Here is a 22,349-nt window from a genome sequence, read left to right on the forward strand (position 1 = left end):
GTTGAAAGCAACGCCCGCGTCATCGGGGACAGGCTGTCAAAGATTGAGTGCACGTTCCCCGAGATAACAGCAGATCCTCACTCCCGAATCCTGTTGCTGGTAGACCACCTTCGGCCAGACATCCTGCCGTGGTCTGCACGCGGACCTAGGCCATAGATTGTGTCCAGGTCCTGAGCCCCGTTTCCGGCGTGTGATTCAGCGCACCGCCCGATCATGGCACGAGCCTGTAACTTAATGAGCTCTGATTGCATGACCATCAGAAGCTGGGACAGCAGACATGTGCTTGCTTGCCGGCGCAATTACGGGAGTGTCTCACCGCCCGCTCCGCCACACCGCGACCCTCAGCAGCATAGCAGGGCGTCTCGTCGACCGCGCAAACCCAGGACACTTGTCTCGCAATGTCGCAGTGAGCTGCAGGATATTGCCTGATCGTTCAACACAACCGTACCCGGAGAACACAAGACCATGCGCTGACAAACAGCCATACATAGGAGGAGGCTTATGACGATCTCGGTCCCATTCCTGAAATTATCCGCAGACTCTTGTCGAGACCGGATGCATCGTGCGCTGCTTATGAGCACCATCGCAGCCTTGTATGCAGGTGGAACGGCTCAACCCGCGCGCGCGGACGAGACCTGCCAGTCTCCTTACATGGCCAAGATCACAGGCGAGGAGGAATTCGTCTATGTCTGGACCCTCGGCGTCGAAGGTGTCGGGGACGGACAGGATAAGGTGGTCACCATCGACGTCCGCAAGAACTCGCCGACCTTCGGCAAGGCGATCGACGCGGACTCGGTTGGTGGACGCGGCGAGGCCCACCATGGCGGGCTGACCGATGATCGCCGGTACTTCTGGGTGACCGGGCTCGCGGACAGCAAGATCCACATCTTCGACGTGGCAACCAACCCTGCCAATCCCAAGCTCGTCAAAACCATCGATGACTTCGTCGAGAAGAGTGGAGGCGTGGTCGGCGCGCATGGTGCCTATGCCCTGGCGGGCCGCATGCTGATCCCGGGGCTGTCGAACAGGAACCACGACGGGCGCACGGGTTTGGTCGAGTATTCCAATGACGGGCAGTACATCGCCACTCACTGGATGCCGACCCCAGAGAACACTCAGGGCGCTGTCATCGAGAAGGCCGCGGACGGATACGGATATGATGCTCGTGTCCTCCCCCGTAAGAACGTCATGCTCAGCTCGTCCTTCACAGGGCTCAACAACTACATGCGCCCGCTCGGCGAAGTCGTGAAGGATGAGGAGGCGATGAAGCATTTCGGCCAGACCATGATCCTGTGGGACTTCCATGCGCGCAAGCCGATGAAGGTGTTCAACGTTCCGGGCGCGCCGCTGGAGATCAGGTGGGCCTGGGGGCCTTACAACAATTACGCCTTCACGTCGACGGCTCTCACCTCGAAGCTGTGGCTCGTCTACGAGGATTCGGACGGCGAATGGAAGGCCGAGGCGGTGGCGGATGTGGGCGACCCTGCAAAGCTGCCGGTTCCCGTCGACATCAGCCTGAGTGCCGACGACAGGACACTGTTCGTTGACAGTTTCATGGACGGCATGACCCGCGTTTTCGACGTCTCCGATCCGCACCGGCCGAAGCAGATCTACGAGAGGAAGGTCGGTGGTCAGGTCAACATGGTCTCGCAGAGCTGGGACGGGAAGCGGCTCTACTACACCAGCTCTCTTCTCTCGAACTGGGACAAGACGGGTACCGACGGCGCGCAGTTCCTGAAGGCTTATACCTGGGACGGGAAGGAACTCGCACCTCGGTTCGAGATCGACTTCCTGCGTGAAGGCCTCGGCCGCCCGCACATGATGACGTTCGGGTCCTCAAAACTCTACGCCAGCTGACAGTCTTCAGGCGGGGGCCCTCTGCTCCCGCCTCTTTGCAGGATCGGAGGAGTCCCATGTCAGGCCTTGCTATCGCGCGCTTGGTTCTGGTCACCCTACTCTCGGGTGCATCCTTGGCTGCGCCAGCTCATGATCTTCACGAGCGCAAGGAAAGTACAGGGCATTCGGCTGGCCCGAGCGCCAACTATGCCTTTGCCTTACCGCAGCCGGGAAGCTATCGGCTTCCGGCTATCCGGCCAGCAGCCGGGGGGAATGTTCTCGATGAGAGCGGACGGGGCCGCGATCTGAGTGATTTCCTTCGGGGGAAAATCACCGTCCTGGCGTTCATGTATACGCGCTGTGGGGATCTCTGCCCGACTGCGTCGTTGCAGCTGTCACTGCTGCAGGACCTCGTGGCTAAAGATCCAGGGCTTGCCCAACGTATGCAGCTGGTCTCAATGAGCTTTGATCCGGATCATGACACACCCGAGATTATCGCTGAGTATGCGGCTGCCTGGCGCTCGAGCGAGCCCGGCGCTCCGGAATGGCACTTCCTGACGGCACCTGACCGGGCGGCGCTCGCGCCTGTACTCGTTGCCTATGGCCAGACTGTCAGCGCCAAACCTGATCCAGGCGCGGCCGGCGGGCCGCTGTACCATATTTTCCGCGCCTTCCTGATCGATGCCTCGGGTCAGATCCGCAACATCTACAGCCTGGACTTCCTCGACCCGGAACTGGTGCTCAACGACATCAAGACCCTGATCCTCGATCAGGAGCAGAAGGATTGACATGTAGCCGGCCCACGATGCGGCCAGCCACTCGCAGGATGGAAGCGCGGACGGCGGCGCTCTCAGTCATCAATTCAGCGGTGAGACTGCAATCATTCTGCTCGAGGCATTCGCGGGTCCGAAAGAAAGGTCAAGCAGATACGCGCTTCTAACGGCAGGCATCACCGTCTCCATGTAAAGGGAGAACACCATGGCGAACTTCACCCCGTATCAGCCTGATCGGCGGACTCCTGATTGGCGCGTCCACGGCTCTGGTTCTGGTGCTGAACGGCCGCATTGCAGGCGTCAGTGGCATGTTGGGAAGCCTTCTTGAGCGAGACCGAAGCGACACTGCCTGGCGTGTGGCCTTCATTGTCGGCCTGCTGATCGCGCCGCTGGTTTACAGGAATTTTGGCGGCACTCTCCCACCCGTTGTCCTTGACGCGCCCCTCGGGCTCCTCATGGTCGCCGGGCTGCTCGTCGGGTTCGGTACCCGCCTCGGGGCTGGTTGCACCAGCGGCCACGCCGTGTGCGGCATCGGGCGCGGATCGCCGCGTTCCATTGCGGCTACCCTCATATTCACGGCAACCGCCATGATCACCGTCTTTGTCACCCGTCATGTCCTGGGGGTGTAAATCATGCCAGCGATCCTTTCCGCATTCGTTTGCGGTCTGCTCTTCGGAGTTGGTCTGATCGTCTCGCAGCTCGTTAACCCGGCGAAGGTGCTCGGCTTCCTCGACATCTTCGGCGTCTGGGATCCAAGCCTCATCATCGCCATGTGCGGCACGATGCGCTAGGGACCTCTCGTTCGGGCGGCCCCCCTTCAGGTTCTGAACGTGCAATGCCCTGCCGGAATTGGCAGTCGAGCAAGCCTAAACCCCAATCATTGTGCTCCCGGGTGCAGGTTGCGGGCTCCAGAGCGATGACTGAATTTCGGCTTCGGCTCAGCCTCTGAGGTTCCTCTGCCCTTTTGCACGTCCCCCCGCTTACGGCGGTAAGCGGGCCTTTAAGCGGAGCCATCACCATCTTTGCGCGACGGGCGTGACCGCCGGAACATCGTCGGGGCCTGCCAAGCAGCCGGTGGCTTGCAAGATCCCCTCCAGGGGGATAGGACGTGGATATGATCCATGCAAGCCATCCCGACATCATCGCCCGCCTGAAACGGGCCCATGGCCACCTCGCCTCTGTCATCCAGATGATCGAGGCAGGCCGTCCCTGCGCCGACCTCGCCCAGCAGCTCCATGCGGTCGAGAAGGCGATCTCCAACGCCAAGCGCGAGCTGATCCAGGACCACATCGACCATTGCCTGGAGGATGCTACTGGCCAGAACGGCCACGGGGCGAAGGCGGCTCTCGCTGAGTTCAAGACCCTCACCAAGTACCTTTGAGACCCTGATGCCTGATATTGCCCAACTCCTTCAGTCCGGCGGCAACGGCTGGATTTACCTGCCAATCGCCGTGCTGCTCGGCGCTCTGCACGGGCTGGAGCCTGGCCATTCCAAGACTATGATGGCCGCCTACATCGTCGCGATCCGCGGCACCATCGGACAAGCCATTCTTCTCGGCGTCTGTGCCGCCCTTTCCCACTCGCTCGTAGTCTGGGTTGTGGCCATGCTCGGACTGTCGCTCGGGCGCGAGATCCTGAACTCGCACTTCGAGGCCTGGCTGTTGATTGCCTCGGGCGTGATCATCCTCGGTATTGCCGCCTGGATGCTCTGGCGCACCGGCCAGAGCCTTGGCTGGTCCCGGCGGTCCCACCATCATGGTCATCACCATCATGACCATGATCACGGTCATGATGAGGTCCGGACCATCGACACGGGTCACGGAACCCTGGAGCTGTCGATCTTCGAGGACGACGTGCCGCCCCGCTGGCGCCTGCGCACGTTAAGCGGCAACGCGTGGCGGGCCGAGGACGTTCTGATCGAGACCGAGCGCGGGGATGGCTCGAAGGAGCGGTTCCGGTTCGTCGAGCGGGACGGATACCTCGAATCCACAGGCGAAATCCCGGAGCCGCACGAGTTCACGGCCTGCCTGCGGCTGGCGCACGGCGACCACGCTCACACGTACAAGGTGACCTTTGCCGAGCACAATCACCACCATGATCATGCCGACCACGATGAGGACGCGCATGAGCGCGAGCACGCCGAGCAGATCGCCCGGCAGCTCGCGGCCAACAACGGCCAGGTCACCACTGGCCAGATCGCGCTGTTCGGCATCACGGGTGGCCTTATCCCCTGCCCGGCCTCGATCACCGTGCTGCTGATCTGCCTTCAGCTCGGCCAGTTCACCCTCGGTGCCGCGACCGTCGCTGCCTTCAGCCTGGGCTTGGCAATCACCATGGTATCCATCGGCGTCGTGGCCGCCTGGGGCGTGCATCACGCGTCCAAGCGCATCAACCTGTCGGATCGTATTCTGCGGCGCCTTCCGCTGGCCTCCGCCGGCCTCGTGGGTTTTCTCGGTTTGATTATGCTGGTGCAGGGCATCGTCGACTTGATGGGCCCGGTCACGGCCTTGTCATAGCACGGCAGTGATCTGGGCCGACGGCTGAATATGCCGGAGGCAGCCTGATGCATTGAGCGAACTTCCGGAGTGCGGAAGAAAACAGACCATCAGCAAACGGCTCAGATGTGTCCTTCCGAACATCAAGGCGATGGGAAGAGGTGCCTATTTTGCAAGAGCGGACGACACCCTGACTGTCCGCTCACGATGGGCCGTGTAAAGGCCGCTGGCGATGATCACACCAGCGCCGATCAGGGTCCACTTGTCCGGCACGCTTCCGAAAACAAGATAGCCCAGCAGTCCCGACCAGACGAGCTGGCTGTAGGAAAACGGTGCCAAGACGGACGCTCGCGCCTGCTGGAACGCCAAAACGACCAGCCACTGCGCGATCGTTGATGCGATGCCTGTCACGAGCCCAAAGCCGATCTCGCGCCAGCCGGGGGTGGTCCACCCGAACGGCACGATGGCAGAGGTGACCAGCAAACCAACAACGGCTGCATAGGTCAGGGAGACCAGGGACCCATCCGCTGCACTCATCTTGCGCGTCACCACCAAGGCGACGGCCCAGCTTGCCGCCGACAGGACCGGAAAAATCGCGGCAGCGTCGAATGCTCCGATGCCTGGGCGTACGACGATCAGGACGCCCAGCAGGCCGACCGCGACTGCACTCCAACGCCTCCAACCGACAACCTCCCCTAAGATCGGGATCGAGAGAGCGGTCACGATAACGGGCGAAACAAAGGCGATGGCGGTTGCCTCCGCCATCGGCAGTAAACCCAATCCCATGATGAAGAAGACGGATGATCCCAACACACCAAGGGCACGGAGCGTTTGCAGGCTCGGACGCTGAGAACGCAGGGAATGCAGTCGTCCAGTCAACGTGGCCGCCACCAGCATGAGAATCGTGAAGACGCAGAAGCGAAGCCAAGCGACCTCAACCGCTGGGAGCGAGGTTGTCATGAGTTTGGATGCAGCGTCAGAGCAGGAAAAGAACGCAAGTGCCGCGAGCATAAGGGCGATGCCTCGCAATGGACGGTCGCGGCTGACGACTGGTTCGTTCGTCGAGGTAGTCCTGGTTCTGGTCATCAAGTGGCGGTTCGATTCCGGACGTTACCGTCGTGAATTTCTCTCGGCTCGGGATGGGTCTGCACCTTCGCCTGCTGATAGGAATTAGGGGCTTGTGTCCTGATACACAGCCCTCCTGCCGACGGAAAGCGTCCGCCTCGAATCTGCCAAGAGGAATGCGGGCCTTGACTTCAAGCCCGGACAAAAGCCACTCGGCAAAAGCTCTCAGGGATGACGCTGCCGAACGTATCATTAAACCAGTCCGCCCCTTGGATCTGCTTGCTATCCGTTTAGATCAGCATGTGTCATAGGCCGTCTGCTAGGCCGCCTTCCAGATCAACCGCCCTTCACGGCACCAGCCGTCAAACCGGCAACGATCTGACGCTGTGCGATCACGGTGAGCACGAGCACCGGCAACGTTACGATCAACGCGGCTGCGGCCAAGGGTCCCCAACTTAGCTGCTCGAAGGACAGCATGTTGTAGACGGCGACGGGCAAGGTGCGTGTCTCTCGCCCAGCCAGCACCACTCCGAACACGAAGTTGTTCCAGGAGAAGATCACCGCGAGAATGAAAGCAACCGTGATGCCTGGCTTCGCGATCGGCAGCGCAACGTAGCGGAACACCTCCCAACGATTGGCGCCATCAATGACGGCTGCTTCCTCGAGTTCCAGCGGGGTCGTCTCGAAATAGCCGATCATGATCCAGATAACGATCGGAACTGTAATGACCAGGTGGGCAATGATCTGCGGCACGAGCGTCCCCATCAACCCCAGCCATTGAAACAGCAGAAAAAGCGGGATGAGATACGACAGGCCCGGAGTCATGCGGGCGATTAGCACAACGATGGCGGCCTTGGTGGCTCGCATGCGTGCAATGCCGTAACCGGCCGGAACCCCGATCAGGAGAGCAAGCCCAGTCGCGGCGCCGGTCACGATCAGGCTGTTAAGGAAGAACAGCCCGAAACGGTTCGCCTCGAACACACCGGTATAGTTTTTCCAAGCGAAGCGCTCAGGGATAAGGATCGGCGGATAGGCCGCGTTATCAACTTCAAACTTGAGCGAGAGAGAGAGCATCCAGAGAAAGAACAGGATAGCTGGCGACACCAGCACGATGCCCGCGAACAACAGGCCAAGCGAGTTCAAAAGCCTTCTTGACGTCATGCTCCCCCCTGCACGTCTGTCCACTTCGTTCTCTGACGGAGATGAAGCATCAGAAGCGACAGGGCAATCACGATCGCGAAGAACACGACTGCGATAGCCGATCCGTAGCCCACGTCGTAGTAAGCGAATGCGACGCTGTACAGGTAGAGGTTGATCGTTTCCGACGCCGTTCCGGGTCCCCCCTGAGTGATGGCGTAGATAATGTCGAAGCTCTTCAAGGCGTCGATGGTCCGGATGATCACCGCAACCATGAGGAACGGCGCGATCATCGGCAAGGTGATGTAGCGGAATTTCTGAACCGCGCTGGCTCCGTCGATGGCAGCACTCTCATAAGGTTCCGATGGAATGGCTGCAAGGCCGCCGAGTACGATCAGCATCACGAGCGGCGTCCACTGCCAGGTCTCGACAAGAACCAGTGACGGAATCACCGTCGAAGGACTGAAGACCCAGGCCTGAGGCCCGATCCCGACCAGCGACAGCAGATAATTGAGCACACCCAGTTGGGGGTGGAACATCATCGTCCATACAAGTGCAATGGCCACGGGCGTCGCCATCATCGGCATGATGAACAAGCCACGCAGAATGCCTCTGAACGGCAAGCGTGAATTGAACACCAGGGCGGCCAAGGTTCCAAGGATCAGCGGCAGGACGACGGCAAGGAACGTGTAGATGAACGTATGGACGACCGATGTCAGGAAACGCTCATCCGATACCAGCCGGGCGTAATTGGACAGACCGGCAAAGCGGCGAGCCCCGCCGACAGTCCATTCGTGCAGGCTCATCCAGACCGTGAAGGCCCAGGGAAAGACGATAACGGATCCCACCACGGCAACCGCAGGGACGATGAACGGCCAGTACGAGATTCGTGGGCGAGCGCCCAGAACGGGCGCTGCCTCCTTTATCTCTCCAGGCTGTCGCTCAACGATGGTCGCCATGAACGCGCTCCACCATGGCAGTCATCCTCGTGCAAGCGACCATCAAGCCTTTTCGCTGCGCTCGAGGATCGGCTTGAATTGCTCCGTCGCCTTTTTCATCTCCGTGGCTGGATCGGCTCCTGCCAAGAGATTCGTGAGCCCGATACCGATGATGTCGCGGAACTCGGTGACCGGCTGAACGACTGGAAGTCCGAGCTTGCTGATCTTGCCGGATTCCACCACGGCGTCGATCCAGGCTGGCGGCATCTTCACGCCCTTGCGGACTTCCGGATCATTGAGGACCGAGTTGCGGAATGGCACGCCACCACCGGCCTGCAGAAGCCGTGCACCCATCAGTTTCGAAACAGCCCATTGGCAGTAAAGATAGGCTGCCTCCTTGTTCTTGCTGGCGGCGGTAACGGCGATGCCATCCCCGAAGGTCGCCGAGGCTTGCGCCTTCGGCCCGCGCGGCATGACCCCATAGCCGACCTTGCCGACAACCCGTGATTTGTCGGGGTCTTCAAGCGGGGGCGCGAAGCCGACACCATCGAGCCACATGCCGATCTTTCCCTGCAGGAAGGCAGACTGGCATTCCGACCAGTTGAAACCGGAGACACCTTGAGGTGCCGATTTCGTAAGGAGGCGTTGATAAAGCCGCGCGGCTTCGATGGCCTCTGGCGTATCGGTCATCAGATTGCCGTTGGCATCAACCGGCTCGCCCCCATATCCGAGCAGGAAGCTCGTCCAGACGGGAACATTGGCATTCTTCAGGCCCCGGGCCACGAAACCGTAGATCCCTTCCTTTGGATCAGTCAGAGCCTCCGCCACCTTCACCATCTCGTCGAAGGTCTGCGGGTACGAGAGCCCCTTCTTCGCGAAGAGATCCTTGTTCCAATAAACCATCCAGTAATCGACGGAGAACGGCAGTGACAGCATCTGCCCTTGCGGATTCTTCGCGTAGAGCAGACCGGCCTGAGAGAAGTCGCTTTCGGTAAGACTTGGATCCGTCAGCTCCGGGTTCTTCATGAAGGAGCTGATATCCGCCAGCCAGTTGGCCTTCTCGAACTGACGCTTCTGGACATGATAGCTGATGTGAATGACGTCGAAGCTCGGGCTGCCGGAATTCAGTTCGATCACGGCTTTCTGACGCTGCTGCTGTTCCGGCGTCTGCTCGGACGAGACCTGAATGCCCGTGAGGTCCGTGAACTCCTTCTCATATTTCTGCAGGATTTCGCCGCGCGGACTCTTGACGAGATTCACGCCGATCTTGGTGCCGGCATATTTCTTCCAGTTCACATCAGCAAAGGCAGGCCTCGTGCCACCGAGGCCGTATGCAGTTGCGACCGCGCTGCTTGCCAGGAATGTGCGACGCGTGAGCGAGCCAAAGGTCTTGGCCATGATCAGTTCCCTCCCTGTTTCATCGTAACGGCCTCTTCGGGCTCTTTTCTGTGCTTGCAACGGATTAAGCACCGAGTAACATGTTAGTGTCAACACGCCATTTGATCCGGCCGCATTTCAGCCCCTGGAGGCTCACGTGTCCCTCAGCTTCGGCATCAGTCCCGCACTTGTCACCCCCTTTGTGGATGGCAAGGTTGATGTTCAACGTCTTGCCCTTCACGCGAAGGATTGCCTCGCCCGTGGCTGCCGAACGGCAACGATCTTCGGAACAACAGGCGAAGGCCCTTCAGTCGGTGCTGCTGAACGGGAGCGTGTCGCCAATGACCTGATCAGCCTCGGCATTCGGCCGGAACAACTGGTCGAGGGCGTTATTGCCTGCTCGCCGGAGGAGGCCGCTTACAGCACGAGCCAAGCGCTGCGCCGTGGCGCTCATGCCGTCCTTCTGGCGCCCCCCTTCTATTTCAGGCCGGTTGCCGACGACGCTATCTTCGCTTGGTACGAGGCGGTCTTCGAGGCGATTGGCAGCAATCTTCGGGATGTGATCCTTTATCACATCCCCGGCATGACTGGCGTGCCATTGTCGCACAATGTCATCGCTCGCCTCGTAGAACGTTATCCTCACGCGATCAGAGGCGTGAAGGACAGCGCATGCAATCCCGAAGCGACGCTCGCCTTGATCAAGGCATTTCCTCACCTCGCTATTCTTGTCGGCGACGAAACATATCTGGGGCGTGCCTGTGCGGATGGCGCGGCCGGCTCCATCTGCGGTGTCGCCAATATTCTGCCTGAGGCCGTGATTGCTCTGGCAGAGAACGGCCGCGACGATCCTCGCATCGTCGCCCTCGTTCAGGAGATTACACGTCACCCCGTCATCCCCATGGTGAAGGGGCTCGTGGCCCATGTGAAACGAGACGGCGTCTGGGCGACGGCACGGCCGCCGCTTTCCACTCTGGACCCGCAGAGCATGGCCCAAGCCATTGTGCTGCTCGAGCCGTTCGGTCTCTCAGCGAAGGCGATTGAATGACCATGACGCGTCAGGCGCCTCGCACCGAAATCAAACTCCGTGAGCGCGCCTATGACGCCTTCACGGAGCATCTGTTGCGGAGCGACATCAAGCCCGGTCAGTTCGTCACCCAACGTGAGCTCGTGCTCCTTACAGGACAGCCTCTCGGGGCAATCAGGGAACTGATCCCACGCCTTGAGGCCGAGGGGTTGATCATCACGGTCCCACAGCGTGGACTGCAGATCCTGCCTCTCGATATCGGCTTGATCCGCAATGCATTTCAGTTTCGAATCATCCTGGAGCGGGAAGCTGTTGCATCTTTCACCCAGAGCGCGAGCGACGCAGCAATCGAGCAGATCGAAGCCGCGCATCGCTCGATTGTCGCTTCGGCACAAAAGGGCATGACGGATGTCCTCGTGGCCGAGGCTCAGCGGGTCGACCGCGAGTTTCACGAGAAAATCGTGGATGAACTCAACAATGATATCATCTCGAAAGCCTACCGGGTGAACTGGATCAAGGTGCGGCTCATCCGGCAGAATGAAACGAGTCTCGACGAAGACCTTGTGATACCGGTGATGCATGAGCACCTCGCCATCATCGCTGCGATGAAGCGGCGAGATTCTGCTGCTGCGGTGGAGGCTGCCGTCGCGCATATCATGAATGCACGTTCGCGAGCCCTCAAGCTGGAGTGACGGTCTTCGAGTACTCCCTCACATTGTCGATGCAGTCGCCCTGCCCGACGACAGCTGTTGGAACGACCCGGACGGTATCGATGAACGAAAAGCCTGTAATCTGTCTCGGATGCGCTTTCTGGGACACCATCTTCAAGGTGGCCCATATCCCCAGCCATGGCACCAAGATACTACCCGAGAAAGCCGTTCAGGCTGCATCCGGAATGGCGACGGCGGCCGCTGTTACAATCGCCCGCCTTGGCGGCCATGTAGAACTCTGGGCCCGCATCGGCGACGATCCAGCCGGCGACAGCTTCTTGCTCGACCTATCACAAGAGGCCGTCGGGGCCGAGCATATTCGCAGGATCAAGGGGGCGCGTACAGCATTCTCCACCATTCTCGTCGACAATGCCGGCGAAAGACTGGTTGTGCCTTACACCGATCCATCCCTGGAGAATGATCCGAGTTGGCTTCCTCTTCATAAGATTGCGGAAGCGAGCGCCGTTCTTGTCGACATGCGGTGGCTGGAAGGAGCAAGAGCCGTGCTGACGGAGGCACGCCGACACGGCGTACCGACCATTCTTGATGCCGATATTGCACCTCCTGAAGCGCTCCGGGAGATGATCTCGCTTGCAGATCACGTTCTGTTTTCGGAGCCGGCACTGATGTCTCTTGCAACCGGGATGTCGCCTCAAGAGGCATTGCTGAATATCGCCGATGATTTAAAGGCAAAAGTCGTGGGTGTAACGCTTGGCGCAGCTGGTGCATTGATATGGCAGCGCGAACAATCGGGAGGCACTTTATATGAACTCCCATCCGTCCCCGTTCGCGCCATGGATACCCTGAATGCGGGCGACGTCTGGCACGGCGCATACGTCTATGGTCTGGTCAATAATTGGGGGACATTGCAGTCTGCGCAGATGGCCAACGTCGCCGCTGCGATCAAATGCGAGTCTTTCGGGGGCCGTCTCGGATCTCCCCGGTTGCCTGAACTGCTCGAGCGGAGTCGGACTCTCCAACCGCCGTTCGCAAATGTCTCGGACTGAGGACCAGCCTGCCATGTCCGGTTCGGTGAAATTAAGGCGAAGAGCGAGAGCATCTGAATATTCGTTCTACATTGGCCCCTCAACGCTCGACGGGAGGGCGGAAGGTACGGGACATAGCAGCGGGCAACATCCAGAAGATACTCCGAGGCTACCAGACACTTCTCCGGGAGTGGGAAGAGCGATTTTCGCGGCGACGCCGATCCACCGGTAGAGGGAGTATTCTTCAAAAGGCTTTTCGGCACTAGCATGTCACCGAAACGAAAGGGATATGCGTGCACCTGCCCGAGCCCGATCAGGAGGAGCCCCAAGCGGGATCCTATGTTGTCTGGACGGCGATCCTGGCTTCGAGCCTCGTTTTCGCTGATGGCGCCATCGTGACCGTCGCGATCCCGCGAATGCGCGAGAGCCTGCAGGCCTCCCTCTCCCAGATGCAATGGATCACCAATGCCTATGCTCTCACCCTTGCGGCCCTGCTGCTGCTGGGCGGGGCCGCGGGGGATGCCTACGGCCTCAGGCGGGTCTTCATGATCGGGATCGGAATCTTCGGCGTCGCCTCCATGGGGTGCGGGCTTTCCGGATCAGCCCCGACACTGATCGCTGCGCGAGCCGTCCAGGGCATCGGTGGCGCCATGCTTGTTCCGGGTTCACTGGCGCTCATCAGCGCCCATTTTCCACCCGAGAGTCGCGGGAAGGCGATCGGTACGTGGGCCGCCGCCTCCGGCATCGCTGCCGCATTCGGCCCGATCCTCGGAGGCTGGCTCATCGATATCGGCCCTTGGCAGGCAATCTTTTGGATCAACATTCCAGTGGCAGCACTAGCGCTTTGGCTATGCTGGCGCCACGTGCCGGAGAGCCGGGCCATGGCGAACCAGAACATGGACTGGTTGGGCGCAGGCTTGGCGGCCATAGCCTTAGGGGCCATTGCTTATGGCCTAACCTCCCTCGGTGAGGTGGGGCACAACCGGAACACGGCTGTCATGCTGGCTGTCGCAGGGGCCGTGATGCTCCTCGTCTTCGTGCTGCATGAAAAGCGGGCGCGCGCTCCCATGATGCCGCTAGACCTGTTCCGCATTCCGGCCTTCGCTCACGTCAATGCCCTGACCTTGTTGCTCTATTTTGCTCTCAGTGGGGCCCTGTTCTTCCTCCCCACCACGCTGATCGAGGCGCACGGCTACTCGGCAGCCGAGGCTGGTTCGATCTTCTTGCCCTTTACCCTCGTCATGGCCCTCCTTTCGCGATTGGGCGGCGTCCTGGCCGACCGGTTCGGTGTCCGGATGCTGCTCACGACAGGTCCCGTCCTCACGGGTGTGAGTTTCGCGCTGCTGATGCCGGCGGTCGCGAACGGCAATTATTGGATGGCCATCGTGCCCGTTATGGTCCTGATGGGGGTCGGCATGGGTATCACCGTCACGCCGCTATCGACGACGGTCATGAATGCCGCCCCTGCCGAAAGGATCGGTGTGGCCTCGGGCATCAATAATGCGGTCTCGCGCGTCGCCGGTCTTGTGGCCGTCGCAGGACTCGGAGCCGTGGCGACGCTCGGCTTTCAGCGCTCGGCCGCATCGGCCGGTCCAGATGTCGCGGAGCAGTTCAGCCGGGCCACGTTCGGGAGTTTTCCCTCAGCATCAGGGACCCTCGCAGGATCCCTCGCCGATCTTTACGCGCGAGCGATGATCGGCGGCTTCGGCGCGGTTGCCATGCTCTGCTCCGTCGCAGCCGCCCTAAGTGCGTATTTCGGCTACCGCTGCTCACTTTCACCGCCCTTCATGACTTCGGCTCCAACCAAGCGCAATTAGTTTCGGCTTCGTCGCGGGACGTCCAAGGTTATTCGTCGTGAACGGTGCCGGTGGACGCAATGTCCTTTGAGGAATCCTTGGACGCTGTATCGACACTGACTACGACGGACATGCCCGGGGCAAGGCTCTCCGCAAGATCCTGGCCTGCGTCGATGGCGATGCGCACGGGAACGCGTTGGGCCACCTTCGTGAAATTGCCGGTGGCGTTATCCGCCTTGAGCACGCTGAATTCCGAACCAGCCGCCGGGGAGAACCGCTCGATGTGACCGGAGAGGCTGGCATGTTCCAGCGCATCGACCGTGAACGTGACCGGCTGACCAGCCTTCATGCCGGCGAGCTGCGTCTCCTTGAAGTTGGCGACGACCCAGATCTTCTCCGGAACGACAGCAAGCAGTTGCGTGCCGGCCGCCACGTACTGCCCGACCCGCGCCCCCACCTCGCCGAGGCGTCCATCCTGAGGCGCCACGATCCGGGTGTTCTGGAGGTCGATCTCGGCAAGGTGCACGGCAGCCTCCGCGCCCTGGACCGCGGCCTCAAGCGACTGGCGGTTCACCAGGGTCGAGGCCAGATCCTGGCGAGCTATCTCCACAGCCGCTTGGGCTTGGCTCAAGGCGGCCCTGGCCTGGTCCAGACTTGCCCGGGCCTGGTCCGCCTCTTTCTGAGTCGTCACACCTCGCGCCCGGAGAGGCTCGATGCGCTCCCAATTGGCCTCAGCGGCTGTCAGTGCCGCCTTCGCGCTATCGACCTGGGCTTCGCTCGACTTGATCCTCGCTGCATTCGAACGACGCGTCTGCTCGGAATTCGCCAGCGCTGCCTTCTGGGCAGCCAGCGTCGCCTTCGCCTGCTGAAGCTTCTGCCCGTAAATGCGGTCGTCGATCCTCACCAGCAGCTGACCGACTTTGACCCTCTGATAATCCTGAACGGCAACTTCGGCGACATAGCCGTTGAGCTGCGGACTGATGACGGTCACCTGGCCGCGCACATAGGCGTTGTCGGTGGTCTGAACCGAGCTGGTGAATGGGGGCAGGCGCCATGCGTAGAGAACGAGGGCAACCCCGACAAGGCCAATCACAACGACAACAAGAGTGGCGGTGGATCTGAGAAACTTCAGCATATCGATCAAGAGAGTTGTTATGCAGCGGAAGGTTGAGGAATGGGGGCAAGCCGCTTGCCGACGGCGACCACCGCAACGTGGATGATCAGCGCGGCCAGCGCGAAAACTGCAAGCAAGGCTATGGCCAGAAAAGCGTCGTTGTAGGCCAGGATGTCGGCTTCCTTCGTTGCCTGCCGGTTCAGAAGAGTCAGTCCTTGGATCTTCATCAAGGCGCTGTCCGTGTGGGACGCCACATAGGCTGTCATCAGCCAGATCGCCTCATTGGTCGTAGCGCCCAGCGCTCCCTGGATCTGGGGCAGGTTCGCCGAGATGAGGTTCATCCCCAGCCCTTGGGTCAAGGCCAGGAGCACCGAGGCCAGCATGTAGCTCGCCGCGCGCAGCGGGGGCATGGAGGCAGGCGCCACCGGAGGGGCGGGCGGCGCCTGCGGCTCCTGGTGGTCCGACGGTTCCGAAGGGGTCTCAACTTCGGAATCGTCCTCAGGAGGATTGGGTTGACTGGAGACAGGCGCGCCGCTCATGCGGCGTCCGTCTGGCAGCCGGCAGCGGTTGAGATCTTCCGGGCAATTGCGCGCATGGCCGCGGCGGCCGCGATCAGGTCAGCCTCCGGGATATCGGCGAGCACCTCCTCGCGGAGTTCGTGCCCGAGCCCGGTGACCTCCGCGGCGAGCCTATGGCCCTCCTCGGTCAGGGCAATCTGCTTGGCGCGGCGATCCCCTTCCACGGGCCTGCGCTCGGTCAGCCCCTGGGCCTCGAGGCCGTCGAGCAGGCGGACCAGGGTGGGGCCTTCGACTTCGAGGATCTCGGCGAGTTCCGTCTGGGTCATGCCCTCCTTGCGGGCGAGGTGCATCAGAGTGCGGGCGCGGGCGAGCGTCAGCCCCTTGGTCCGCACACGGGCATCGAACAGGGTCCGCAGCTTGCGGCTGGTAACCGACAGCTCCTCAAGGAACTCAGCCCGCAGGTCAGCCAATGGGTTTTGCTTAGGCGTCATATTGATAGCTCACTATCTATGTGGTCACTATATAGCTTCAGGCCGGTAAGCGGGCAAGAGGAATCGTGTCGACTCAGTCGAGACCTGTCGGGGTGAACAGCCTCACCGGGTCAAGCAGGTATTACCTGCGGGATTTCAGCGCTTTCTAAGCCGCTGAGATCACCGATCAGGCACCTGGGTAGAGGATTCGTGGTTCATGCACAGGCCCCTGCAGCCCTCACCCGGGCCCGTTCACTGGCGGGTGAGGAGCAGTATCGGCCAGCTCGTTCAGTTGCCGATGGCCACGCCCTCTCGGCGGCTGTCAGCACCACCGATCAGGCCGTTGGAGCCCACCACGATCGCCTGGATACCGGAGTTCATCTCGACCGCTTTGACATCATGACCCTTGGCTTCGAGAGCCGCTTTCCAGGTCTCAGCCTCCGTCCCTGCCTCAATTTCAGTAGGGCCATTGCGGCTGCCGAAATTCGGCAGATCGACCGCCACCTGCGGGTCGAGCTTCCAATCCAGGATACCGACGAGGGTCTTGGCCACATAGGTGATGATCTGACTCCCGCCGGGGGACCCCACGACCGCGTAGAGCTTGTTGCTGCCGTCCAGCACGATTGTCGGCGCCATGGAACTGCGCGGGCGCTTGCCGGCTTCGACCCGGTTGGCGACCGGCTTCCCCTCCTCCGTCGGCGCGAAATTGAAATCAGTCAGTTCGTTGTTGAGAAGAAAACCGCTCCTGGTCATGAGACGAGCGCCGAACCCGTCCTCGATGGTGGTGGTCATCGACACGGCATTGCCGTCACTATCGACCACTGAGATGTGGCTCGTGCCGAACTCGATGCCATCGGAGGGAGCGAAGCGAAATTCCGTCTTCTGGAATGGCGGATCGCCAGCCTTGGCCCGGCCCATGGATCGATCAGGGTTCACCAGAGCGGCGCGGCTCTTGAGGTAGCCTGGATCGGCAAGGCCGCGGACCGGGACATTCACGAAGGCCGGATCGCCGAGATAAAGAGCCCGGTCAGCGAAGGCGAGGCGGCCGGCCTCAGCGACCCAATGCACTGCCTCGGGACTAGGCTTCATCGCCGCCATATCCCGAGTTTCGAGCACGCTCATGATCTGCTGGACCGCCACAGCGCCGGAACTCGGCGGGCCCATGCCGCAGATCCGGTAGGTGCGATAGGAGCCGCAGACCGGCTCCCTCTCCTCGACCTTGTAGGTCTTGAGATCCTCCAGGGTCATGTCGCCCGGGTTGGTGGTGTGGCGCGTCACCGTCGCAACGATGTCGGCCGCGATGTCGCCGGTGTAGAAGACATCCGCGCCTTTCTCCGCAATTTCACGAAGGGTCCTGGCATAGGCCGGGTTCTTCAACACCGTGCCGACGGGCTTCGGCGTCCCGTCCACCTGGTAGAAGTAGGCGCGGGCAATCGGGTCGTTCTGGAGATATTTCTCCTGGCTGAGAAGGCCGTTGAGACGCGGAGAAATCGTAAAACCCTCCTCCGCGAGGCGGAGTGCCGGAGCAATGACCTGGGGCCAAGGCAGCTTGCCCCAACGCTTGTGGGCCGTTTCCAGCAGGCGAAGCGTGCCGGGGACACCAACGGACCGTCCGCCGACGACCGCATCGTAGAACTTCATCGGCTTGCCGTCAGGCCCAAGAAAACGCTCCGGCTTCGCCGCGGCTGGCGCCGTCTCGCGCCCGTCCAAGGTCACGAGGCTCGTTTTGTCCCAAAAGAGCAGAAATGCGCCGCCGCCGACGCCTGAACTCTGCGGCTCCACGAGGTTGAGAACGAACTGCACTGCGACCGCGGCATCGACCGCGCTCCCTCCGGCAGCGAGGATCTCCCGTCCGGCCTGGGCGGCCAGTGGATTGGCTGCAGCGACCATGTCACGGGTGGACGTGCCGGCCTGCTTGGCGATTCGCCCTGTCGAGGCTTCGGGAGCAGGAGCAGCGGTCTGGGCCTGAACGTCAGGTGCCAGAAGGGGTGTCAGGGCCAGTAGGCTCACACTGAGAAGACGTCGCCAAGGAGAGGAAGCAAGATTGGTCATAGAGCGGTCCTCATGAGGGATGCATTAAGCATGAAGAGCATAGCAGCAGGTTCGGGGCGCAAGGAACTCGGCTGCTGTCCCGAATGCATCGTTCCTGACGGAGCAAAGGGATCGAACGTCCTCGGCGGGCCAAACTGGCCCCCTCCCCTTCAGGAGCGTCCGGAGTGTCGAGTCCAACTCAGTGCGCGCAGTGATCAACGATAGCGCCTGCTTGAGCTCCGGGCCGTTTGATCACGCTCCGCCCCGATCGGCCGGCAGGGAGGATTCCTTTCGGAATCGAAGTTGCTCGGCAGACCGCGCCCGGCGACCCGCACCTCGCCCTCCCCGCCGGGGACATAAGCGTATTTATAGGCGTTGGTGACAAGCTCATTGACGAGCAAGCCGAGCAGAACCGCCAGGTCGACCTCGCTCGCATCGGTTTCCCCTGAACGTCATCCACACCATCGGGCCCGAGTGGTACGCGTTCGGACGTTGCTAGAAACAGCACTCAATCCATAGGCCGAGGTTCAACAGGCTCCTGTGAAGCTTCTTAAAGAAAGCCAAATCCATGCCTTGTGGAATTCTGCAGCCCGCGTCCCTGCATGAGCCCCTAACGTGACCGAGTTTGCCTCAGTGCGTCGGATGTCAGTTAAAAAGTACATCACTCTAAATTGACAATCACAATGCACGCCAAAGCCACAATGCACGTCAGTAATAGCCGGCTGTGATGGCCAGAGCGCAATTCGATCGGCGGCGGATCCCTAGACCGTTCTACCTGACACTCTGTCCGTAGTTATCATTGTGAACATCGCGTCAAAGAGAAAGAGCGAACCTAAAACTTAAGTCACCGAAACCTGCCTAAGCGCGTATCCGGCGCAATCATCTGGAGGAGCTATGCTTCGGGAGTTCTTCATTTGCACCTTTACCTTTGCGTTGCTGGCAACCCAGCCTGTCTTCGCCAAGGGCGGAGGTGAAGGAGATAGGGGCGGCAATGGCGGCGGTAAGGGCAACGGCGATAGCAGCCAAGGCAACGGGAATGGCGGCGGCCAAGCTCACGACGGCCACGGGAAGGATGGAGGAGGTGGTTATAACGGTGGTCAGGAGGCAGGAAACGGTAACAGCGGCAGCCGAAGCAATGGAAACAGCAGTGGGAAAAATGACAGGAGCGCTGCAGCCGCTAGTAATCAGAGCGCGGCAAACAGCAATCCCGGTTTAGGGAACTCCAATGCCAATGGGACAGTCAGCAACAGTAGCATCGGAGCACCCAGTCGACGATCGACGACCGCAGCAGATCCTGCGGTAGGTTTGGCAAGTCCGCGGACATCGCGAAGTGCGACGGCTCCAACAAGTACGATGGCAGCATCCGGATGGCGCGCGGTTCAAGGGAACGGTACAGGCCCAAGCCTGCCGTCCTCGCTGATCCCTCGCTCTGAAGCGTCAGTTGTCGAGAGAATGGGTTTTGTTGAGCCGCTTGCTGCGAGAGCTGGCATTCCTGGTCAGATAGTCCAAGCGTGCCGCACTTCCATTGTCACGGCGGCAATTCCTTATGGAGCGATACGAGTGGACGCGGCGAGCGCTGGGCACGCCAGCCGTATGCCAGATGGAGGGCTCATGGCTCCCCTTGAGGTGAGGGTTGAGTATGCCCGGGCAAATGCACGTCAAGTTCGCCAGTCTCGCATTGCATGCCGTCTCAATGGAGCCGGAGAAGTTGTGGCGCTACGCTGATAATAACGTCAGTACGCAATGCCCGTCCCGCACCTATCGACGACCTTTTTCAGGAGGAACTCCTATGGTTCCGCAGAGGAGTTGGCCTTCGAGCACCTCAGACGGCGGAAAGCAGGTGCTCTGGAAGCGACGTAGATGGCGAGGCCTTGTATCCGCTGCAGGTGCTCTAGGGGTGTTTGCATACGCCTCGTGCGGCCTCGCAGGTGAGGGAGGCGGAACCACATCCAAGCTGCCTCAGGTCAGATCAGACCAAATGCTAGACCGTGCACAACCGGCATCCGATCCGGCGGAGCAGGACTCTCAAAAATCTTATTCGGAACCATCGCAATGGAATGCGGCCTCGGTTATCCAGAGCCTTGTGTCGGGCCCTGAAACGACCAAACTCGCTGCCGAAGTCGGAGAATTACTGCGGCAGGGGGATTGGACCGGAGCACACCAGATTCTCTCCGCCGCAGTGGATACAGCGACATTCGCCACAATTGCGATAGATAGCCTTCGGGATCCAGAAGTGCAGAAGCTGCTGCAGTCTATGGCGCGTGAGCGTCGGCCCCCTCCCTCCGCTCAGGGCGTCCCAGCCGGAAACGGAGGCAAGGCAGACGGATCAGGCGATGCTGTGGAAAGAGAGAGGATCCGCGCCGAAGCCGCGCTGCAAGAGTTGCACACGGTGCAAGAGAAGCTCACCGCAATGACGCAGGACGCCGTAAGAGCTGCTGCCCGCAGGGACGAGCAAGCCCGAGAGTTGGAAAAACGGAAAGCGGAACTGTCAGAACTCACTGTAAAACTGACAGAAGCGCAAGAGCAACTTGCGCGCCTCAAGGGGAGCGCCGAAGAGGCCGCCGAGTTGCGCGCAGCCCTTGAGCGGGAAAGAGGTGCGGCAAGATTTTCTGCCCGCGAGATCGAGTCTCTGAAAAGGCAAGTCGTTAAGCTCCCGACAATCGGTGTCAGCCCCTCCGAAGCAGCAAGCTCAGCCCCGCAAGAAAAGGAGCGAGCAGATGCTGCAACCCAGCAGTTGAATACCATGCGCGGCCAACTCGCTGCGCTCCGGGAGAGCGAGGTGAGGATGCAGAGCGAGCTGGAACAGGAGAAAGGGCGCAGCGCTTCAGCTGCTCGCGCGCTGCTGGATTCCCAGCGAGAGGTTTTAGCTCTGAAAGCCCAAGCGGCAAGCGCTGCGGCGATCCAGGAAGCGCTCCGCCAAGAGAAGGAGATGACCGCTGCTGCACTCCGCGAGGTGCATGCATTGAAGAAACAAATCGCGGACTTGGAGCCCCGCACAGAATTTGTACCCGCCGCATTGCTTTTCCAAATCGCCCCTGTCCTGCCTGGGCCTTCAGCCAAAACATCGCAGGATGGCGCTCAGCCAGGCAGTGGAGCCGGTTCGGGGGGCGATATTTCCGAACGCAAGGCTCGGCAGGCATCGCTTTCTCCCCAAGTCGAAACAGAGCGCAACTCGCCCGATGAAGCAACAATGCAGCCCCGCCGCCGCAATCTCCCACTTAGACCTGTAGAGGAGAAATCGGTCAGGCCGCCTTCCGGAAGTCCCAAGCTGGCTGCAGCATCGGACAGAACCACGGTCGTTAAGCTGAAACGCTCTCGTAGCTTACCAACGCGGGAGAATTCTGCCGCTAAAACCCTGCCTCCGGACCTGCCCGAAAGCCTGTTGCCCGCTGATGGGCTTTGGTCGTCCTACTAGATATAAAAAATTCGGTGAAGATTTTCCGTCTATGGCCTGACACTCAGAAAGTCCGCGCGAACTCACGAGCAAACGGCTCTTTAAGCCATGCAGAGCGACGCAGAGCATGAGGCGGCTTTAGCGCATCGTGCTTCAAAAGTGGAACCCGTTTTCCGCACGATGCGCTGCTCTGGAGTATGAGCATCGGATCGATTCCAAAAGTGCAAGTCCACTTTTGGAATCGATGCTCTAGTCCTCAAACTCCCCGCGTAGGATTTCGCGTTTTCCGGCATGGTTGGCGGGACCGACGATGCCCTCCTGCTCCATGCGCTCCATCAGCGAGGCGGCGCGGTTGTAGCCGATCTGCAGCCGGCGCTGAATGTAGCTCGTCGACGCCTTCTTATGCCGAAGGACGATGCTGACGGCCTGCTCGTAGATATCGGACGAGGCCAGACCGATATCACTATCATCTGCCGGGAACTCCGATGCGTCCATTTCATCCGAATCCTCCTCGTCGGCGGTAACCGCGTCGAGATAAACGGGCTCGCCCTGCCGTTTGAGGTGATTGACGACCTTCTCCACCTCCTCGTCGGAGCAGAACGGGCCGTGCACGCGGGTGATCCGGCCGCCGCCGGCCATGTAGAGCATGTCGCCCTGGCCCAAGAGCTGCTCGGCGCCCATCTCG

General features: G+C 60.7%; 20 protein-coding genes and 1 pseudogene. 11 read left to right on the forward strand and 10 right to left on the reverse strand.

All coding sequences use genetic code 11. From position 1 onward, the window contains the following. Window positions 1-573 precede the first annotated feature (573 nt). The 6 genes from mtoX to ACUXUR_RS03020 all read left to right on the forward strand — a co-directional run bounded on the left by mtoX (window position 574) and on the right by ACUXUR_RS03020 (window position 5,125). Complete coding sequence (gene mtoX / locus ACUXUR_RS02995; protein WP_445500829.1) at window positions 574-1,857, forward strand: methanethiol oxidase; 1,284 nt, start codon at window positions 574-576, stop codon at window positions 1,855-1,857. A gap of 113 nt (window positions 1,858-1,970) precedes the next feature. After that, entirely contained in the window at window positions 1,971-2,624 is a 654-nt protein-coding gene (locus ACUXUR_RS03000; protein WP_445500830.1) for an SCO family protein, read from the forward strand. Between the two features lie 209 nt (window positions 2,625-2,833). Continuing rightward, window positions 2,834-3,238: a YeeE/YedE family protein gene (locus ACUXUR_RS03005; protein WP_445500879.1), complete on the forward strand. Its 405-nt coding sequence runs from the start codon at window positions 2,834-2,836 to the stop codon at window positions 3,236-3,238. 3 nt (window positions 3,239-3,241) lie between these two features. Continuing rightward, complete coding sequence (locus ACUXUR_RS03010; RefSeq protein ID WP_445500831.1) at window positions 3,242-3,400, forward strand: DUF6691 family protein; 159 nt, start codon at window positions 3,242-3,244, stop codon at window positions 3,398-3,400. A gap of 323 nt (window positions 3,401-3,723) precedes the next feature. Further along, on the forward strand, window positions 3,724-3,990 hold the full coding sequence (locus ACUXUR_RS03015) for a metal-sensing transcriptional repressor (protein ID WP_445500832.1): 267 nt from the start codon (window positions 3,724-3,726) through the stop codon (window positions 3,988-3,990). A gap of 7 nt (window positions 3,991-3,997) precedes the next feature. Beyond that, a complete protein-coding gene (locus tag ACUXUR_RS03020; RefSeq protein ID WP_445500833.1) occupies window positions 3,998-5,125 on the forward strand; it encodes a HoxN/HupN/NixA family nickel/cobalt transporter in 1,128 nt (375 codons plus the stop codon). A gap of 144 nt (window positions 5,126-5,269) precedes the next feature. Here ACUXUR_RS03020 and ACUXUR_RS03025 read toward each other — a convergent pair whose 3' ends face one another. The 4 genes from ACUXUR_RS03025 to ACUXUR_RS03040 form a co-directional block, all read right to left on the reverse strand. Further along, on the reverse strand, window positions 5,270-6,190 hold the full coding sequence (locus ACUXUR_RS03025) for a DMT family transporter (protein WP_445500834.1): 921 nt from the start codon (window positions 6,188-6,190) through the stop codon (window positions 5,270-5,272). A 315-nt stretch (window positions 6,191-6,505) separates the two neighbouring features. After that, a complete protein-coding gene (locus ACUXUR_RS03030; RefSeq protein WP_445500835.1) occupies window positions 6,506-7,330 on the reverse strand; it encodes a carbohydrate ABC transporter permease in 825 nt (274 codons plus the stop codon). Then, complete coding sequence (locus tag ACUXUR_RS03035; protein WP_445500836.1) at window positions 7,327-8,265, reverse strand: carbohydrate ABC transporter permease; 939 nt, start codon at window positions 8,263-8,265, stop codon at window positions 7,327-7,329. Before ACUXUR_RS03035 ends, ACUXUR_RS03030 begins: the two co-directional genes overlap by 4 nt. 42 nt (window positions 8,266-8,307) lie before the next feature. Continuing rightward, window positions 8,308-9,642 carry an ABC transporter substrate-binding protein gene (locus ACUXUR_RS03040; RefSeq protein ID WP_445500837.1) on the reverse strand — a complete coding sequence of 445 codons (1,335 nt, stop codon included), beginning with the start codon at window positions 9,640-9,642 and terminating at the stop codon, window positions 8,308-8,310. Between the two features lie 136 nt (window positions 9,643-9,778). On the opposite strand from ACUXUR_RS03040, the gene ACUXUR_RS03045 reads away from it, so the two are divergent. The 4 genes from ACUXUR_RS03045 (at window position 9,779) to ACUXUR_RS03060 (ending at window position 14,158) form a co-directional block, all read left to right on the forward strand. Continuing rightward, complete coding sequence (locus ACUXUR_RS03045) at window positions 9,779-10,666, forward strand: dihydrodipicolinate synthase family protein (protein WP_445500838.1); 888 nt, start codon at window positions 9,779-9,781, stop codon at window positions 10,664-10,666. After that, entirely contained in the window at window positions 10,663-11,337 is a 675-nt protein-coding gene (locus ACUXUR_RS03050) for a GntR family transcriptional regulator (protein WP_445500839.1), read from the forward strand. The genes ACUXUR_RS03045 and ACUXUR_RS03050 overlap by 4 nt, the downstream gene beginning before the upstream one ends. Before the next feature lie 80 nt (window positions 11,338-11,417). Beyond that, window positions 11,418-12,362, forward strand: coding sequence for a PfkB family carbohydrate kinase (locus ACUXUR_RS03055; RefSeq protein ID WP_445500840.1), 945 nt, complete (start codon window positions 11,418-11,420; stop codon window positions 12,360-12,362). 272 nt (window positions 12,363-12,634) lie between these two features. Further along, window positions 12,635-14,158: an MFS transporter gene (locus tag ACUXUR_RS03060; protein WP_445500841.1), complete on the forward strand. Its 1,524-nt coding sequence runs from the start codon at window positions 12,635-12,637 to the stop codon at window positions 14,156-14,158. 28 nt (window positions 14,159-14,186) lie between these two features. Here ACUXUR_RS03060 and ACUXUR_RS03065 read toward each other — a convergent pair whose 3' ends face one another. From ACUXUR_RS03065 to ACUXUR_RS03085, 5 genes and pseudogenes are all read right to left on the reverse strand, one after another. Continuing rightward, window positions 14,187-15,272 (reverse strand): HlyD family secretion protein, encoded by a 1,086-nt coding sequence (locus ACUXUR_RS03065; RefSeq protein WP_445500842.1) that lies wholly within the window; start codon window positions 15,270-15,272, stop codon window positions 14,187-14,189. Window positions 15,273-15,289: 17 nt separating this feature from the next. Beyond that, entirely contained in the window at window positions 15,290-15,790 is a 501-nt protein-coding gene (locus tag ACUXUR_RS03070; RefSeq protein WP_445500843.1) for a hypothetical protein, read from the reverse strand. Continuing rightward, entirely contained in the window at window positions 15,787-16,260 is a 474-nt protein-coding gene (locus tag ACUXUR_RS03075) for a MarR family winged helix-turn-helix transcriptional regulator (protein WP_445500844.1), read from the reverse strand. The genes ACUXUR_RS03070 and ACUXUR_RS03075 overlap by 4 nt, the downstream gene beginning before the upstream one ends. A 267-nt stretch (window positions 16,261-16,527) precedes the next feature. Further along, window positions 16,528-18,291, reverse strand: coding sequence for a gamma-glutamyltransferase (gene ggt, locus ACUXUR_RS03080; RefSeq protein WP_445500845.1), 1,764 nt, complete (start codon window positions 18,289-18,291; stop codon window positions 16,528-16,530). A gap of 275 nt (window positions 18,292-18,566) precedes the next feature. Then, window positions 18,567-18,692 (reverse strand): annotated as a pseudogene (locus tag ACUXUR_RS03085) (histidine kinase); the annotation flags it as partial. A 1,556-nt stretch (window positions 18,693-20,248) separates the two neighbouring features. On the opposite strand from ACUXUR_RS03085, the gene ACUXUR_RS03090 reads away from it, so the two are divergent. Beyond that, window positions 20,249-21,685 (forward strand): coiled-coil domain-containing protein, encoded by a 1,437-nt coding sequence (locus tag ACUXUR_RS03090; RefSeq protein WP_445500846.1) that lies wholly within the window; start codon window positions 20,249-20,251, stop codon window positions 21,683-21,685. 228 nt (window positions 21,686-21,913) lie between these two features. Here the strand turns inward: ACUXUR_RS03090 and ACUXUR_RS03095 are convergent. Continuing rightward, window positions 21,914-22,349, reverse strand: a 436-nt coding sequence (locus ACUXUR_RS03095; RefSeq protein WP_445500847.1) for a DNA translocase FtsK, incomplete at its 5' end; no start/stop codon positions are given.

It is taken from the genome of Microvirga medicaginis (assembly GCF_052658925.1).